Origin of the sequence: Rhizobium sp. FKY42 (assembly GCF_005222835.1) — a bacterium.
GTDB lineage: Bacteria > Pseudomonadota > Alphaproteobacteria > Rhizobiales > Rhizobiaceae > Neorhizobium.
In genome coordinates this window covers 94,875-110,788 of the sequence record NZ_STGA01000062.1, presented here as the reverse complement: position 1 = coordinate 110,788, position 15,914 = coordinate 94,875, and the positions used below count along the sequence as shown (strand labels likewise).

Genomic DNA, 15,914 nt, shown 5'->3' with positions numbered 1-15,914 from the left:
CCGATGGCCAAAGGAAAACTCAGCTCTTGGAGAACACGTAATCCGTTTCCTGACGAAGCACTTCGCCGGAACGCAGAATCGCATTCGGGAAGACCGGATGATTGATGGCATCCGGCCAGATCTGCGTTTCCAGGCACAGTCCTGCATAGGGACCATAGAGCTTGCCGGAGAGACCGGGAACGGTCGGTTTCAGCTTGAAGCCGCCGTAGAGTTGCACACCCGGCTCCGTGGTGCGGACCTCCAACGAAACACCCGAATTGACGCTGCGCACCAGTGCCACGGAACGCTTCTCCACGCGCTCGTTCGACAGGCAATAATTGTGATCAAAATTCACCTGCGCGCCGCTTGCATCCGTACGACGCAGCGGCCCGAGCTGGCGCAGGTCCATCGGCGTACCTTCAACCGGCATCAGTTTACCGGTCGGCACCTGATGCTCGTCCAGCTCCAGATAATGATCGGCAGCGATCATGATGTCGTGGCCGAGCGTATCGTCGCGGCCATCAAGGTTGAAATAGGTGTGTTGGCAGATGTTGGCGAGCGTCGGCTGATCCGTGACACTCTCATAGACGACGTTGAGAACACCATCATCCTTCAGCTCATAGGTCGCAGTGACCGTACAATTACCCGGATAACCGCCCCGGCCATCAGTGTCAGTGACCTGCAGGATCACTTTATTCTCAGCATGTGCAATGATCGTCCAGTTGGTTTTGCCCAGCCCATCGCTGCCACCATGGAGATGCGTATTGCCGTTCTGGTTCAGATCCAGCTGATAATGAATGCCATCCAGCGTGAACTGGCCCTTGCCGATGCGGTTGGCGACACGTCCCGGCGTCGCGCCGAAATAGGAGGAATATTTCGGATAATTTTCGAACGTATCGAAACCCAGGACCAGCGGTGCTTCGTGACCTTCAAGGCGGAGATCCTGAATGACCGCACCCCAGGTGATGACATGGGCCGTCAGGCCACCGCCGGAAATCTTGACCCGGTAAACCGTTTCGCCCTTGGGGGTGGTGCCGAAGATTTCGCCCTGCGTCGTCATGCCTGCCATCCTGTCATACTTTTCGATGTGGGCGGCAAACTGCTTTATTTCAGAGGTTTTAGCAATCGGCCATGAAGCACTATCGCGACAACTGCCGCGTGGCCTGCTCCAGCCCCTGAAGCGTCAGCGGATACATCCGATCTTCCAGCAATTGTCTCATGATAAGAACGGATTGCGTGTAATCCCAATGTCCCTCCGGCACCGGATTGATCCAGGCGATACGGTGAAAATGATCAGTTATCCGGGCGATCCATGCAGCTCCGGGTTCTTTGTTCCAGTGTTCGACAGACCCGCCCGCATGGGTGATCTCGTAGGGGCTCATGGTCGCATCGCCCACGAAGATGACCTTGTAGTCAGTCCCATAGCTCCGCAGGATATCGGTGACGGAAAGCCTTTCGGACCGGCGGCGGTTATCGCGCCACACACTTTCGTAGAGGCAGTTGTGGAAGTAAAAGTGCTCCAGATGCCGGAACTCGGCGCGGGCCGCGGAGAACAATTCCTCCACCACCATGACATGATCGTCCATCGAGCCGCCGACATCGAAGAACATCAGAAGCTTCACGGCGTTACGCCGTTCCGGCCGTGTCTGCACATCGAGATAACCGTGTTCGGCGGTGGAGCGGATGGTGCCTGCCATATCCAGCTCGTCGGCGGCCCCTTCCCGCACCCAGCGGCGCAGGCGCTTCAGCGCAACCTTGATATTGCGGGTGCCGATCTCTCGGGCATCGTCAAAATCGCGAAACTCGCGTTTGTCCCACACCTTCACCGCCTTGCGATGGCGTGAGCCTTCCTGTCCGATGCGAACGCCTTCTGGATTATAGCCATAGGCACCGAAGGGTGAGGTACCAGCGGTGCCGATCCATTTCGAACCGCCCTGATGACGGCCCTTCTGCTCTTCCAGCCGCTTTTTAAGCGTCTCCATCAGCTTGTCGAAGCCACCAAGCGACTCCACAAGCGCCTTCTCTTCCGGCGTCAGATGCTTCTCGGCCAGCTTGCGCAGCCAGTCTTCCGGCAGTGCTTCGACATCCACGCCACCTTCAGCGGACAAGATGCCGAGCCCACGGAAGTGCTCGGAAAAGACCTGATCGAAACGGTCTATATGGCGCTCATCCTTCACCAGCGCAGCACGGGCGAGGAAGTAGAAGGCCTCGACATCGAAATCCGCAAGTCCTGCTTCCATTCCCCCCAGAAGGTCCAGAAACTCCCGCAGTGTGACCGGGACTTTCGCTTGTTTGAGCTTCAGGAAGAAGGGAATGAACATCACATCTTACCGAATACCGATCTGGTTCAGATCGTAATGCGTCGTCTGGTAGATCTCGTTGATCCAGTTGCCGAAAAACAGGTGCGCATGGCTGCGCCAGCGGTTCTGCGGCGTCAGTGTAACATCATTATGCGGAAAATAGTTATGCGGCATCTTGATGGGAACACCCGCATTCACGTCACGGAAATATTCATCCGCCAACGAGGTGGAGTCATATTCCACATGGTTGAACATATAGAGCCGGTTACCGCGCTTCTCATGAACGAGGCACACGCCCATTTCATCCGATTCCATGAGGATTTCCAGCCCCGGCACCTTTTCGATATCGGCGCGGCGCACTTCGGTCCAGCGTGAAACCGGCACCTGGAAATCATCCGAGAAACCGTTGAGGTAGATGGAGGACGGGCAGAGATTGCGGTGACGATAGACGCCGAAAGCCTTGGCCTTCAGCTCATGCTTCGGCACCTTGTGGAAGTGATAGATAGCCGCCATTGCGCCCCAGCAGACATTCAGTGTCGAATGGACATTGGTTTCCGTCCAATTGAAAATCTGCTGCATCTCGTCCCAATAGGTCACGTCTTCGAAGGCAAGCGTCTCGACCGGCGCACCGGTGATGATGAAGCCATCGAACTTGCGATGCTTGACCTCTTCCCAGGTCTCATAAAACGCCAGAAGATGCTCTTCCGAGGTGTTCTTGGCCTTGTGTCCGCCAATACGCACCAGGGAAAGCTCCACCTGAAGCGGAGACGCACCAACGAGGCGCGCCATCTGCACTTCCGTCTTGATCTTGTTCGGCATCAGGTTCAGCAGACCGATCTGCAACGGACGGATGTCCTGCCGCACAGCCACCGTCTCTGTCATGACCCGCACGCCTTCGTTCAACAGTGTTTCGAAGGCAGGAAGCGTATCTGGAATCTTGATGGGCATGGTTCGAACTCGACAAAAACAAAAAAACCGGTGGCGAATATCGCAACCGGTCCGTGGAAGGGTTTAAATCTCTTCTCGCGGCCCTTTAGCGACTTATTTAACGTGGCTGCAAGCCGACCGGCCAAATCACCACGATGAGCCTTCTAGATAGGCCCTAATTCCGCGAAGGTCAATCAGGGTGGAAGACCGTACTTCCCCGCCTATCGCTCGCGCCTAGCCATGAAGGCCAGCCGCTCGAAGAGATGCACATCCTGCTCGTTCTTGAGAAGAGCGCCGTGCAGCTTAGGCAGTGCGTTCTTGACGTCGGCGCGCAGGTCGTCCGGGTCCACATCGTCGGAAACCAGCAGGCGTATCCAGTCGAGTGCTTCGGACGTTGAAGGCTTTTTCTTCAGCCCCGGCATTTCGCGGATCTCGTAAAACTGGGTCAGCGCCGCACTCACCAATTTCTGTTTGATACCGGGATAATGCACCTCGACGATCCTTGACAACGTCTCGGCATCCGGGAAGCGGATGTAATGGAAGAAGCAGCGGCGCAGGAAGGCATCGGGCAGCTCCTTCTCGTTGTTGGATGTGATGATGACAATGGGCCGCACCTTGGCTCTCACGGTCTCGCCTGTCTCGTAAACGTGGAATTCCATGCGGTCGAGTTCCTGCAACAGGTCATTGGGGAACTCGATATCGGCCTTGTCGATCTCATCGATCAGAAGCACGACCTTTTGTCCTGCGGCAAAGGCCTGCCAGAGCTTGCCTCGGCGAATGTAGTTCGCCACGTCGTTGACGCGCGGATCACCCAGCTGACTATCGCGCAGGCGCGAAACGGCATCATATTCATATAGACCCTGCTGCGCCTTGGTGGTGGATTTGATGTTCCACTCGATCATCTCCAGCCCAAGTGCTACCGCCACCTGCCGCGCCAGCTCCGTCTTTCCGGTGCCGGGTTCACCCTTGACCAGAAGCGGCCGTTCCAGACGGATCGCGGCGTTAACTGCCACCATCAAATCCTTGTCGGCAATGTAATCGGCCGTACCCGTAAACTGCATGAATGCGTCTCCTGCTTCGGCCAAACCTAATCAGCGACCTCTATTGACGCAAGAGTGCCGGAAAACCGGCAATTCCGGCTTTTCATATCCCCTGCGAATAGGATATGGGCAGACCCCATGAGCACACCGACATTTTCCATTCTTCTGGGCGGCAACATTACCGTGACGGACCGGCTGCGCGCCGTGACGAAAGACAGCCGCGTGATCGCCGCCGATAGCGGTATTCACCACGCAAGCGCGCTGGGACTGACGCCTGAAATCTGGGTCGGTGATTTCGATTCGAGCGATGAGGCTCTGAAGGCGGCCTTTCCCAAGGTCGAAAGGCGCGCCTACCCTGCCTCCAAGGCCGCGACCGATGGCGAAATCGCCATTGCAGAAGCGATCTCGCGCGGCGCAGAACGACTGATCCTTGTCGGTGCGCTTGGCGGTGAACGTTCCGACCACGTGCTGCAACATTACCTTTCCGCATTGAGCCTTGTGGAAGACAATTTCGAGGTGATGCTGACCTCCGGCGAGGAAGAAGCCTTTCCGCTGTGCAACGATGCCGGCATGGAGCTGGACCTGCCCAAGGGGTCGCTGTTCTCCGTGCTCGGCTTCACCGCGCTGGAAGGTCTGACCATCCGCAACGCGCGCTATCCGCTGAAGAATTTCAAGCTGACTTTCGGCTCTTCCCGCACCATCTCCAATGTTGCGGAAGGGATCATTTCGGTCACGCTATCCAAGGGTCGCGCCATGCTGCTCGCCCGCCCCTATGACAAGTCGGGAGCCTGACGCTCATGGCTCCTCCCATTCTCAAGCTTGATGAGATTCGCCTGAGCTTCGGCGGCACGCCGCTGCTTGATGGTGCAAATCTTCAAGTGGAACCGGGCGACCGCATCTGCCTTGTGGGCCGCAACGGCTCCGGCAAATCGACACTGATGAAAATTGCAGCCGGCATTGTCGAAGCGCAGTCCGGCGAGGTGTTCCGCCATCCCTCCTCCACCATCCGCTATCTGGAACAGGCGCCGGATTTTGCCGGATACGACACAGTTCAGGCCTATTGTGAGGCGGGGCTGGGACCGGGAGACGACCCCTACCGCGTCACCTATCTCTTGAGCCATCTGGGCCTGACCGGTGAGGAAGATCCACGCCGCCTGTCCGGTGGCGAAGCGCGCCGTGCAGCACTTGCCCGCGTTATGGCTCCCGAACCCGACATTCTGATGCTGGACGAGCCGACCAACCATCTGGACCTGCCGACAATCGAATGGCTGGAAGGCGAGCTTCTGAAAAGCCGCAGCGCGCTGGTTCTCATCTCGCACGACCGTCGCTTTCTGGAGAAGGTCTCGACCGCTGTCGTCTGGCTGGATCGCGGCCTCTCTCGCCGCATGGATCGCGGCTTTGCCCATTTCGAAACCTGGCGCGACGAGGTTCTGGAAACCGAAGAGCTGGAACAGCATAAGCTCGGCCGTCAGATCGAGCGCGAAGAGCATTGGCTACGCTATGGTGTGACCGCCCGGCGCAAGCGCAATATGCGCCGTCTGGGCGAATTGCAGAGCCTGCGTGCGGAGTATCGCGGGCATCGCGGGCCGCAAGGTACGATTCAGGCGAGCGCCACCGAAGGCAAGGAAAGCGGCAAGCTGGTGATCGAGGCGGAAGCCATCACCAAGCGCTACGAGGACCGCCAGATCGTAGCACCCTTCTCAATCCGCGTTCATCGTGGCGACTGCATCGGTCTTGTCGGCCCGAACGGCGCGGGCAAGACGACGCTTCTGAAAATGCTGACCGGCCAGCTGGAGCCGGATTCCGGCGCGATCAAGCTCGGCACCAATCTTGAAATCGCGACACTAGACCAGAAGCGCGAGGACCTGAACCTTGATGATACGCTCAGTCATTACCTGACCGATGGGCGCGGCGAAAACCTGCTGGTGAATGGCGAACAGCGCCATGTGGCCGGTTACATGAAGGACTTCCTGTTCCAGCCGGAACAGATGCGCACGCCGATCCGCAACCTTTCCGGTGGCGAGCGGGCGCGGCTCATTCTGGCCCGCATCATGGCACGGCCCTCGAACCTGCTGATCCTTGACGAACCGACCAACGACCTCGACATCGAGACGCTGGACCTGTTGCAGGAAATCGTCTCCGGCTTCAGCGGCACCGTCATCCTTGTCAGCCACGATCGTGACTTCCTCGACCGCACCGTGACATCCACTATCGCGCCGGCAAATCCGGAAGCGCCTGACGGACGCTGGATCGAATATGCCGGCGGCTATACGGACATGATGGCTCAGCGCAAAGGCGCGCTGGAGGAAAAGCGCAAGGCCGAAAAGGAAAAAGCCAAGGCGGAAGCTGCGGCCGCTCCCGCCCAGTCCTCGGCACCCAAAGCTCAGGGCAAGCTTTCCTACAAGCAGAAGTTTGCGCTCGAAAACCTTCCGAAAGAGATGGAAAAGATCAGCAAGGACATTGCGGTCCGCGAGGCGAAGATGGCCGATCCAAATCTCTTCACGAAGGATCCGGCAGCCTTCAACCGTCTTGCCTCAGAGATGGAAGCCTTGCGCAGCAAGCTGACAGCCATGGAAGAAGAGTGGCTGGAGCTTGAAATGCTGCGGGAAGAGCTGGAAGGCTGAACTTGCTTAAGTTTATGTTAAGATTAATTTTTCGTTAGTTTTCCGGAATTGAGTCACGTCCCGGAACAATTCCCATATTGGCACGTTCGGAGGCTACAGGGTCGGATATGCGGGTCCGGCTACGCCAGCGTTCAACGAAGGGATGTTCCCATGTCGGCTCAAGTTATGCGTCGTCGGCTGGAAGATACAGCCATGAATCAACGAGTTCTGATTGTCGAAGATGAATTTCTGATCGCTCTCGATATCGCCGAAACCATTGAGGAAATGGGATTGACGGTGGCCGGTTTCGCCAGCGGTCGTGACCATGCTTTGGCGCTGGCCCCGCACGCGGATATCGCATTCGTCGACGTCAATCTTTCCGACGGCGCGACCGGTCCTTCAATAGGACGCGAGTTGGCAGAGCGGTTCGGAATTACCGTTGTCTTCATGACTGCGAATCCTGAACAATTGGAAGGCCAAGATGTGCGCCCGCTCGGTGTACTGACGAAACCCGTCATGCCGCATATCCTGCAGGATACGGTCGCCTATGCCATCGCAAACCGTGTTGGTAGCATTGCTGCCATGCCACAGCAGTTGCGGACATTGACTGCCGCCAACCGATAAGCGCGAACTGCTTGCCAAAGAGCGGGCCGCCCGGTACATGTTTCGACGCTCTAACGGGGTGCCATGAAGATGGCTGAGAGGTTTCCAGTATCGAAGCCAACCCGCGGAACCTGATCCGGTTAACACCGGCGGAGGGATTAGACCGTTCAAATCGACGCCTATTCCCTGAACTCTTTTGGTCGAGGTGGCGTTGATGAAATTTGCCCTAGCCGTTCTTTCTGGTCTTATCGGTCTGTTGCTGGCATCGACCAGCAACGCTCAGGAAGCGAAGAGCCTTACAGTCTATACCTATGAAAGCTTCATATCGAAGTGGGGGCCGGGACCAAAGGTCAGGGCGGCTTTCGAGAAGACATGTGGCTGCACGGTCAACTTCGTCGGCGTCTCCGACGGCGTCGCGCTGCTGACGCGGTTGAAGCTGGAAGGCCAGACATCCAAGGCCGATATTGTCCTCGGCCTCGATACCAATCTCATTGATGAAGCGAAGCAGACCGGCCTTTTTGCACCCCACGGCATTGACGCAGCCTCTGCCAAGGTTCCCGGCAGTTTCACGGACGACATTTTCGTTCCCTATGACTACGGGCATTTCGCGATTGTCTACGATACGCAAGCCCTGAAAACGCCACCCAAAAGCTTGAAGGAACTGGTTGAAGGCGATGCCTCCCAGAAGATCGTCATTCAGGATCCTCGCACGTCGACACCCGGCCTCGGCCTGCTTTTGTGGGTAAAATCCGTCTATGGCGACAAGGCACCGGAGGCTTGGGCAAAGCTGAAGAACCGTGTTCTGACGGTGACACCCGGCTGGTCGGAAGCCTATGGCCTGTTCACCAAAGGTGAAGCGCCCATGGTCTTGTCCTACATCACCTCGCCTGCCTATCACATGGTCGAGGAAAAGACGGATCGCTATCAGGCCGCGAAGTTTGAGGAAGGCCACTACATCCAGATCGAGGTATCCGGCGCGCTGAAGGCCAGCCAGAACCCGGATCTGGCCCGCAAATTCCTGTCCTTCACACTCTCCCCGGAGTTCCAGTCAATTATTCCGACAACCAACTGGATGATGCCCGTCGCTGCAACTGCCACGCCGCTGCCAGGGGCCTTTTCCAAACTGCAGCAGCCAGAGAAAACCTTCCTGATGCCATCCGCCGAGGTCGCCAAGAACCGTCAGGCCTGGATTCGCGAGTGGCAGACGGCGATGAGCGCAAAATGAACCTGGGGGCATAATCGACAATGCTGACACGGGCAGAGCAGCGGCGCGGGCTGGCGGGTGGCGTTGCAGCCCTGACCGTCATCGCTCTGCTCGTTCTGGTGCCGGTGGCCGTTCTTCTGGCATTCGCTCCCGCTGGTATCGTCCAAGGCAGTGTCGTGGACGACTATACCCTCAGCCTGCTACATTTCACATTGTTGCAGGCAAGCCTTTCCACCGCGCTTTCTCTGTGCCTTGCACTGCCGGTTGCATTGGCACTTGCTCGGCAAACGAAATTCCTCGGGCGCATCTGGCTCGTGCGCCTCATGGCACTGCCCATGGGATTACCTGTTCTCATCGGTGCGCTGGGTCTTATTGGCATTTTCGGGCGTCAGGGACTTGTGAACAAGGCGCTCCAGGCTTTGGGTCTTGAGCAACCCATCAGCATCTATGGCTTGGGCGGCATTCTCATTGCCCATGTATTTTTCAACATGCCACTGGCGACTCGCATGATGCTGGCGGCCTTAGAGCGGCTGCCCCAAGAATACTGGCGTTTGACGGCAAGTCTCGGCATGAGGCGGTTGTCTATTCTTCGTTATGTGGAACTACCCGCTCTTATGCGTGTCATTCCGGCAACCGGTGGGCTCATCTTCATGCTCTGCGCCACCAGTTTCACGCTGGTGCTGGTTCTGGGTGGCGGTCCGGCCGCGACAACACTCGAGGTAGCGATCTATCAGGCACTGCGTTTCGATTTCGATCCGCCGCGCGCAATCGCCCTTGCTTTGATGCAGATCGCGGTGACGACAGTCATATTGCTCTGCTTGAACCTGCTGCCAAAAGCGGAAGACACGGCCGTCGGCGAAGGTAGATTGTGGAACCGCTACGATGGCCGCTCGCGTCTTGCCCGCAGCAGCGACGCCATCATCATTCTCCTGGCCGCCGCTTTTCTGATTCTGCCGCTTGCGATGATCGTCGTTTCCGGACTGTCGGCTGACCTCGTGCGGCTCGCCCTGGAGCCAGATTTCCGGCAGGCACTCCTCACCAGTCTTTCCATAGCTTTCTGCGCGGGCGCGTCAGCAGTCGCCGTCGGTTTCGGGATCATCGGCGCCAACCATGTGCTGCGCGATCGAAGAAGCAGCTCCCGAGCCTCTCGCGTGCTTAGGTCAAGCCTCTCGGCAGTATCTTCCCTTGTGCTGCTCGTGCCGCCGGTAGTGCTGGGAACGGGCTGGTTCTTGACGCTGAGACCATTCGGTGATGTCAATCTCTTCGCGCTGACGATCATCGCTGCCATCAACATGCTGATGGCCCTTCCCTTCGTGGTCCGCGTGATTGAGCCAGCCTTCCGGACCCATGCAGCACAAACGGACAGGCTTTGCGCCCATCTTGGCCTGACAGGCTGGGACCGCTTGCGGATTATCGATTGGCCAATCCTCTTCAGGCCAGCCCTGACGGCACTTTCCTTCGCCATGGCGCTGTCGCTGGGCGATCTGGGGGCCGTGGCGCTGTTCAGTTCACAAGATCTGCTAACCTTGCCATGGCTGGTCTATAGTAGCATGGGTAGCTATAGAACCGCTGATGCGGATGGTTTTGCGCTGCTGCTGGGCATGGTTTGCCTTGGTTTCACGATCCTTGGCACCGTAGGCAACAGGCGACACAGATGAGCAAACACAGTCCTGGTCTCGAGATGCGCAATGTTCGCCTGACACTCGGAGCGACGAAATTCCACTTCGACTGCTCTGTCAGAACGGGCATCATAACCGCCATCACGGGACCATCTGGATCAGGCAAATCGACGTTCCTGAATCTTATTGCCGGGTTCGAACAGCCGGATACCGGTCAGGTCATCATCAATGGTCATGATCTATCGAACGCACATCCGGCCGAGCGGCCGATCTCCCTTGTCTTTCAGGATAACAACCTCTTCACGCATCTCGACCTCTTTACCAATGTCGGCCTTGGGATTGATCCGGCCCTTAAACTTACCGCGCAGGACAGGCGCGCGGTCAGTGATGCGCTGGACTGGGTCGGCCTGTCGGGCATGGAGAAACGAAAACCGGCGACCCTGTCTGGAGGTGAGCGACAGCGGGTGGCCTTCGCCCGCGCTCTTGTGCGCAAGAAACCGCTTCTATTGCTAGACGAGCCGTTTGGGGCGCTGGACCCTGCCCTGCGCGGGGACATGGGAACTCTGCTGCTGAACCTGCATCGCGAAACCGCAAATACCGTGCTTCTCGTCAGTCACAACCCGGATGATATCAGCCGTCTGGCGCAGGACATGATCCACATCGAGAACGGCAAAGTTGTGCAGCGCCACTAAAATCGCGCTGAAATCTTGAAAAGGTTCACGAGGCGTTAACTCCCGCGCCACATTTTAGACTTGCATCAATGCGATGCCGCAATGCAAGAAAAGAGCGGAATGATGTTTGCCCTTTCGCCGCTGATTACTTAAGTAAGTTGAAGCGGTTCACGGAGAAACATCTTGCCATCCGCATATTCGCAGGAGATCGCGGCAAGGGTCGCAGGATGCGCCGGATGGCGGGCTTGGAAGCATGATATTTCCGATTGAAGGTTCCAGCATCACCGGGGGAGACTGCCCCGGACAGGCACTTGCAGCAACCCGCACCTCCCGGAAGCGGCACGGATACCGCGCGCTCGTTTCAATGCTTGCCGCAGCCACGCTTCTGACGAGTTGCCAGTCCATTCTGGACCAAAGCTATCAGGCCGATCTGAAACCCTCCTCAAACCCTCAGATCGTCGATACGGTACAGAAGAATGATCCGCGGGCCGCTATGGGGGCACGAGAACATCCGCGCATTTTGGCGAGCTATGGCGGAGAATATCACGACGCGAAGACGGAAAGGCTGGTTGCGCGTATCACCGGCGCATTGACCGCAGTATCGGAAAATCCCAATCAGTCCTATCGCATCACCATTCTGAACTCGCCAGCCATCAATGCCTTTGCGCTACCAGGCGGCTATCTTTACGTGACCCGTGGCCTGCTGGCGCTTGCAAACGATGCCTCGGAGGTCGCCGCCGTGCTGAGCCACGAGATGGCGCATGTAACCGCCAATCACGGCATAGAACGACAGAAACGGGAAGAGGCCGAAGTCATTGCCAGCCGTGTCGTGGCCGAAGTTCTCTCAAGCGATCTCGCAGGCAAGCAGGCTCTGGCCCGTGGTAAGCTGCGTCTCGCCGCCTTTTCAAGGCAGCAGGAACTGCAGGCGGACGTGATCGGCGTACGCATGCTGGGTGAGGCCGGTTACGACGCCTATGCAGCGGCGCGCTTCCTGGACAGCATGGCCGCCTATGCACGCTTCTCCTCGGTAGATCCGGAAAACGACCAAAGCCTGGACTTTCTCTCCAGCCACCCCAACGCCCCTCAGCGCGTTGAACTGGCGCGCCAGCACGCCCGCGCTTTCGGCCAGGAAGGAACCGTCGGAGATAAGGGGCGCGACTATTATCTCAACGGCATCGATGGACTTCTCTATGGCGACAGCCCGGAGGAAGGCTATGTTCGCAACGAGACCTTCCTTCATGCAGGCCTTGGTATCCGTTTCGATGTGCCGGAGGGTTTCCGCATCGACAACAAGGCTGAAGCCGTTCTGGCAACCGGACCGGATGAAACGGCTATCCGCTTTGACGGCGTGGAAGGCAGCGATACGCAGAGCCTGACCAATTATCTGACCAGCGGCTGGGTTGCTGGCCTGCAACCGAATACCGTTCGCGAAATCACCGTAAACGGCCTGCCTGCCGCCAATGCGAAAGCCTCTGCGGAACGGTGGGACTTCGATGTAACCGTAATCCGCATGGACAAGCGAATCTTCCGATTCCTGACAGCGGTGCCAAAAGGCAATTCAACCCTCCAGGCGACGGCTGAAACGATCCGCAACAGCTTCCGCAAGATAACCCCTCAGGAAGCGGCGGATCTGAAGCCGCTGCGCGTTCGTGTGGTGACGGCTCAACAGGGCGACACGATAACCACACTGTCTGCCCGGATGATGGGAACGGACCGCAAGCTCGACCTGTTTCGTGTTCTGAACGCACTGCCGACTGGTGCATCGATAACCCCTGGCCAGCGGTTGAAGATCATTTCCGACTGATCTTCAGTGGGAAACAAGCGCTTGACGGAAAGTCCCCGCTATAAACGATATGGGTCGGCAAGCCGTCGGCCTTCGCTCCACGGCTTCCTGATGTGGTGATAAGACATCCCATACATGAGGTTGCCTTCAGCAGGCGGCCGCCATCTGCGGATTGATCGAGACCAGCGCTGATTTCAGCTTTTCAATTGCGCGGCTTTCGATCTGGCGGACGCGCTCCTTGGAAATTCCCAGTTCTGCACCCAGAGCTTCCAGCGTCGCACCATCATCCGTCAGACGCCGTGCACGAATGATTTTTTTCTCCCGATCGTTCAACTTTGTCAGCGCACCCTGCAGCCAGCGCATCCGGCGCTCGCCATCGATCATGCCGGAAACCTGTTCATCGGGAAGCGGTTCGGCGCTTTCCAGCATATCCAATCGCTCCGCGCTGGCGGCATCGCCCGAAATCGAGGGAGCCTGCAATGAGGCATCATTGCTGGAGAGGCGGGCGTCCATGGTCTGAACGTCAGCCAAGCTGACCCCCAGTGCCGTTGCAATCTCCTCGTGGATAGCCTGAGCCGTGAGGTTGCTGTCACCACGTGCGAGCTTTGCGCGCAGTCGACGCAGATTGAAGAACAGCGCCTTTTGCGCTGAACTGGTCCCGCCACGAACAATAGACCAGTTGCGCAGGATGTAATCTTGCATCGAAGCACGGATCCACCAACTCGCATAGGTCGAAAATCGTACATCGCGCGCTGGCTCAAACCTTGCCGCCGCTTCCAGCAGCCCTACATGGCCTTCTTGAACAAGGTCGCTCATCGGCAAACCAAAGCCGCGGAATTTGGAAGCCATGGCGATTACAAGGCGCATGTGGGCCAAGGCAATCTGGTTGCGGGCATCCTGGTCTTGATCGTCTTTCCAGCGGACAGCCAGATCGCGCTCCTCATCACGGGCGAGGTAGGGTGCCGACATGGCGATCTTGATCATATTGCGATCTGCGGACATGGCGTTCATAGCGCTCTCCCTGAAACTGAATGATTGGAAAATGGCGTAGCTGAGTACTCCCCGGCCCCCAGCCTTGGATCACTGCGCTTCAACAAAAATTGGCGGCTCATGCGTTCGAATCCCCGGCTTCTTGGTCGGCGGAAGATCGGCCAAGGCCTCGCTCCACGGTTTTCGTGGCGAAGAGATTTGCAAGACAGCACTCTTCGCCGTTCCGGCGGGTTAACGCTTCAAGAAAAATATAGTTCCAATAAAAAACCCGGCTGCCGCCGGGTTTTTTAAGATGTTTCTTAAAGAGCGTTCAAGCCGCTTCTTCCTGCGCATCGTCTTCATCGATGGCTTTGCCACGCTTTGGGCTTTTGGCAAGATTGGTCTCAACCAAGCGGACGGCTTCCGTATCCGACATCTTGTTGACGGCAGCAATTTCACGGGCCATGCGGTCAAGTGCAGCTTCGTACAACTGGCGTTCGGAATAGGATTGCTCAGGCTGGTTTTCAGCCCGATAGAGATCACGAACCACTTCTGCGATAGAAATTAGATCGCCGGAATTGATCTTCGCATCATATTCCTGGGCACGCCGTGACCACATGGTGCGCTTTACACGAGCCTTGCCCTGAACGACCTTGAGAGCGCGTTCGACAAAATCATTCTCGGACAGCTTACGCATGCCGATGCTCACAGCCTTGGCAACTGGAACTTTCAAGCGCATCTTGTCCTTTTCAAAATCGATCACAAAAAGCTCCAGCTTCATGCCAGCAACTTCCTGTTCCTCGATCGCCGTGATAGTACCCACCCCGTGCGCCGGATAGACAATGGCTTCACCGGTCTTGAATCCGTGGCGCGCTGAAGATTTTTTCTGCTGGGTCGTCATTCGTTTAACAAACTCCCTGTTACGCACCCGGCTGTCCATGTGCCGGGGCCGGGTCTGTCAGGCCCGGATGAGACGGGGGAACCGTCGGGTGACTCCATACTGATCCGCCAAACGCGCGCGAAAACAACTCCCTCTCCGCGATCTGCGACCAAGACATTCACACATGTGGTATGTCACGGAAACCGCGGCGGGTGATTTTTTGCTTTCGTGATGTTTTTGGGCACGCGAATGCCGCTTTGTGGAACAGTTTCTATTGTCTACCACAATTATGGGCGCGAATCAATGATTTGCTTTCGCAGTCGCATGCTTGCAACGATTCGTCACTGCCTAATACTTAAGCAGAGATTAAACGGAAGTCCGTCGGGTGCTCAGTCGCCCTTACCCGGCTCTGCAGAGAAATACTGCTCGAATTTGTTTTGCACGCCGTCCATTTCCTTGGCTTCCGGCATCGCATCACGCTTCACCGTAATGTTGGGCCAGACCTGAGCATATTCAGCATTGACCTTCAGCCACTTGTCGAGGCCCGGCTCCGTATCGGGCTTGATGGCCTCTGCCGGACATTCCGGCTCGCAAACACCGCAATCGATGCACTCATCCGGATGGATTACCAGAAAGTTCTCGCCCTCATAGAAGCAATCTACCGGGCAGACTTCGACGCAATCAGTATACTTGCAACGGATACAGTTATCAGTCACGACATACGTCATGAGGCACTCCAGCAAAAATCCAGTGTTCAGGCACCGTCGGAAAGCGACGGCAAAGGGCTCCAACAGGTATCCGCTTGATCCGCGAAACGCTAAAGCCCGCTTGCCTTGTCCCTAAAGGCTTTGCGCGCCATTCGCAAGGCAAAAGAGAATGGACCAAAACGTCCATGGAGCCAGTTTGTTGCACGTTCGCGAGAAGCGAAACAAAGTTCGAAACGGCGCGGCGAATTGCGCAATTTCATCCGCGAAAACCAGGGAATCACGGTGAAATTTATTTCAGAGGGCGAACCATTCGCTGAGCGCGTTCGAAGGCCGACAGCCTCGCCTGTGGTTCGGAGACATCCTCGTACAGTCGGGATGCTTCCGTATAGGGGCCACGGCGCTCGCCAGCAGCTCGCATCACGAGCCGCTTATCGCCGCTCTCGAGGGCAAGATCGATACGGTCCCCGCAACGGATCAGTCGGCTCGGCAGTGTGATCACCTGGCCATTGACCGAAACGAGCCCGCCTTCAACAAGGGCCTGAGCCAAAGCTCGGGACTTCACAAGCCGGGCAAAGAAAAGCCACTTGTCGATGCGCTGACGCTGCTCTCCAAGTGGCTCTCCCGTCATC

The 15,914-nt window shown here is 57.3% G+C and carries 15 protein-coding genes and 2 riboswitches; of the genes, 7 read left to right on the top strand and 8 right to left on the bottom strand.

Annotated features, from left to right (window positions below):
* Positions 1–19: 19 nt before the first annotated feature.
* The 4 genes from E8M78_RS20595 to E8M78_RS20580 form a co-directional block, all read right to left on the bottom strand.
* Complete coding sequence (locus E8M78_RS20595; RefSeq protein WP_170973498.1) at positions 20–1,048, bottom strand: aldose epimerase family protein; 1,029 nt, start codon at positions 1,046–1,048, stop codon at positions 20–22.
* Between the two features lie 70 nt (positions 1,049–1,118).
* Positions 1,119–2,300: a VWA domain-containing protein gene (locus tag E8M78_RS20590; protein ID WP_137136826.1), complete on the bottom strand. Its 1,182-nt coding sequence runs from the start codon at positions 2,298–2,300 to the stop codon at positions 1,119–1,121.
* 6 nt (positions 2,301–2,306) lie between these two features.
* A complete protein-coding gene (metA, locus tag E8M78_RS20585; RefSeq protein WP_137136825.1) occupies positions 2,307–3,227 on the bottom strand; it encodes a homoserine O-succinyltransferase in 921 nt (306 codons plus the stop codon).
* Positions 3,228–3,292: 65 nt separating this feature from the next.
* Positions 3,293–3,370, bottom strand: a riboswitch (SAM riboswitch).
* Between the two features lie 57 nt (positions 3,371–3,427).
* Positions 3,428–4,267 (bottom strand): MoxR family ATPase, encoded by an 840-nt coding sequence (locus E8M78_RS20580; protein WP_137136824.1) that lies wholly within the window; start codon positions 4,265–4,267, stop codon positions 3,428–3,430.
* A 117-nt stretch (positions 4,268–4,384) separates the two neighbouring features.
* Here E8M78_RS20580 and E8M78_RS20575 point away from each other — a divergent pair, with 117 nt between their 5' ends.
* The 7 genes from E8M78_RS20575 to E8M78_RS20545 all read left to right on the top strand — a co-directional run bounded on the left by E8M78_RS20575 (position 4,385) and on the right by E8M78_RS20545 (position 12,750).
* Positions 4,385–5,038, top strand: a complete 654-nt coding sequence (locus E8M78_RS20575) for a thiamine diphosphokinase (RefSeq protein WP_137136823.1) — start codon at positions 4,385–4,387, stop codon at positions 5,036–5,038.
* 5 nt (positions 5,039–5,043) lie between these two features.
* Entirely contained in the window at positions 5,044–6,870 is a 1,827-nt protein-coding gene (locus tag E8M78_RS20570; protein ID WP_137136822.1) for an ABC-F family ATP-binding cassette domain-containing protein, read from the top strand.
* A gap of 150 nt (positions 6,871–7,020) precedes the next feature.
* Complete coding sequence (locus E8M78_RS20565) at positions 7,021–7,473, top strand: response regulator (RefSeq protein ID WP_137136821.1); 453 nt, start codon at positions 7,021–7,023, stop codon at positions 7,471–7,473.
* A gap of 44 nt (positions 7,474–7,517) precedes the next feature.
* Positions 7,518–7,627, top strand: a riboswitch (TPP riboswitch).
* Between the two features lie 39 nt (positions 7,628–7,666).
* The gene (gene thiB, locus E8M78_RS20560; RefSeq protein WP_137136820.1) at positions 7,667–8,677 is read left to right on the top strand and encodes a thiamine ABC transporter substrate binding subunit; all 1,011 of its coding nucleotides are present in this window, start codon (positions 7,667–7,669) and stop codon (positions 8,675–8,677) included.
* Between the two features lie 20 nt (positions 8,678–8,697).
* The gene (gene thiP, locus E8M78_RS20555; protein ID WP_137136819.1) at positions 8,698–10,314 is read left to right on the top strand and encodes a thiamine/thiamine pyrophosphate ABC transporter permease; all 1,617 of its coding nucleotides are present in this window, start codon (positions 8,698–8,700) and stop codon (positions 10,312–10,314) included.
* A complete protein-coding gene (locus tag E8M78_RS20550; protein ID WP_137136818.1) occupies positions 10,311–10,967 on the top strand; it encodes an ATP-binding cassette domain-containing protein in 657 nt (218 codons plus the stop codon). The genes thiP and E8M78_RS20550 overlap by 4 nt, the downstream gene beginning before the upstream one ends.
* A gap of 343 nt (positions 10,968–11,310) precedes the next feature.
* Positions 11,311–12,750, top strand: coding sequence for a M48 family metalloprotease (locus E8M78_RS20545; protein WP_137136878.1), 1,440 nt, complete (start codon positions 11,311–11,313; stop codon positions 12,748–12,750).
* A 126-nt stretch (positions 12,751–12,876) separates the two neighbouring features.
* On the opposite strand, the gene E8M78_RS20540 is transcribed toward E8M78_RS20545, so the two are convergent.
* The 4 genes from E8M78_RS20540 to E8M78_RS20525 form a co-directional block, all read right to left on the bottom strand.
* Positions 12,877–13,740 (bottom strand): RNA polymerase factor sigma-32, encoded by an 864-nt coding sequence (locus E8M78_RS20540; protein ID WP_137136817.1) that lies wholly within the window; start codon positions 13,738–13,740, stop codon positions 12,877–12,879.
* Positions 13,741–14,029: 289 nt separating this feature from the next.
* Entirely contained in the window at positions 14,030–14,599 is a 570-nt protein-coding gene (locus E8M78_RS20535; RefSeq protein WP_062556214.1) for a CarD family transcriptional regulator, read from the bottom strand.
* Positions 14,600–14,967: 368 nt separating this feature from the next.
* The gene (gene fdxA / locus E8M78_RS20530) at positions 14,968–15,306 is read right to left on the bottom strand and encodes a ferredoxin FdxA (protein WP_137136816.1); all 339 of its coding nucleotides are present in this window, start codon (positions 15,304–15,306) and stop codon (positions 14,968–14,970) included.
* A gap of 268 nt (positions 15,307–15,574) precedes the next feature.
* A complete protein-coding gene (locus tag E8M78_RS20525; RefSeq protein ID WP_137136815.1) occupies positions 15,575–15,913 on the bottom strand; it encodes an RNA-binding S4 domain-containing protein in 339 nt (112 codons plus the stop codon).
* Between the last annotated feature and the right edge of the window lies 1 nt (position 15,914).

Excerpts from the sequence above, each read along its gene's own strand:
- E8M78_RS20595 (WP_170973498.1), bottom strand. The coding sequence starts at position 1,048 with ATGGCAGGCATGACGACGCAGGGCGAAATCTTCGGCACCACCCCCAAG.
- E8M78_RS20570 (WP_137136822.1), top strand. The coding sequence starts at position 5,044 with ATGGCTCCTCCCATTCTCAAGCTTGATGAGATTCGCCTGAGCTTCGGC.
- E8M78_RS20550 (WP_137136818.1), top strand. The coding sequence starts at position 10,311 with ATGAGCAAACACAGTCCTGGTCTCGAGATGCGCAATGTTCGCCTGACA.
- E8M78_RS20565 (WP_137136821.1), top strand. The coding sequence starts at position 7,021 with ATGTCGGCTCAAGTTATGCGTCGTCGGCTGGAAGATACAGCCATGAAT.
- metA (WP_137136825.1), bottom strand. The coding sequence starts at position 3,227 with ATGCCCATCAAGATTCCAGATACGCTTCCTGCCTTCGAAACACTGTTG.
- E8M78_RS20575 (WP_137136823.1), top strand. The coding sequence starts at position 4,385 with ATGAGCACACCGACATTTTCCATTCTTCTGGGCGGCAACATTACCGTG.
- thiP (WP_137136819.1), top strand. The coding sequence starts at position 8,698 with ATGCTGACACGGGCAGAGCAGCGGCGCGGGCTGGCGGGTGGCGTTGCA.
- fdxA (WP_137136816.1), bottom strand. The coding sequence starts at position 15,306 with ATGACGTATGTCGTGACTGATAACTGTATCCGTTGCAAGTATACTGAT.
- E8M78_RS20590 (WP_137136826.1), bottom strand. The coding sequence starts at position 2,300 with ATGTTCATTCCCTTCTTCCTGAAGCTCAAACAAGCGAAAGTCCCGGTC.
- E8M78_RS20580 (WP_137136824.1), bottom strand. The coding sequence starts at position 4,267 with ATGCAGTTTACGGGTACGGCCGATTACATTGCCGACAAGGATTTGATG.
- E8M78_RS20540 (WP_137136817.1), bottom strand. The coding sequence starts at position 13,740 with ATGAACGCCATGTCCGCAGATCGCAATATGATCAAGATCGCCATGTCG.
- E8M78_RS20525 (WP_137136815.1), bottom strand. The coding sequence starts at position 15,913 with ATGACGGGAGAGCCACTTGGAGAGCAGCGTCAGCGCATCGACAAGTGG.
- thiB (WP_137136820.1), top strand. The coding sequence starts at position 7,667 with ATGAAATTTGCCCTAGCCGTTCTTTCTGGTCTTATCGGTCTGTTGCTG.
- E8M78_RS20545 (WP_137136878.1), top strand. The coding sequence starts at position 11,311 with ATGCTTGCCGCAGCCACGCTTCTGACGAGTTGCCAGTCCATTCTGGAC.
- E8M78_RS20535 (WP_062556214.1), bottom strand. The coding sequence starts at position 14,599 with ATGACGACCCAGCAGAAAAAATCTTCAGCGCGCCACGGATTCAAGACC.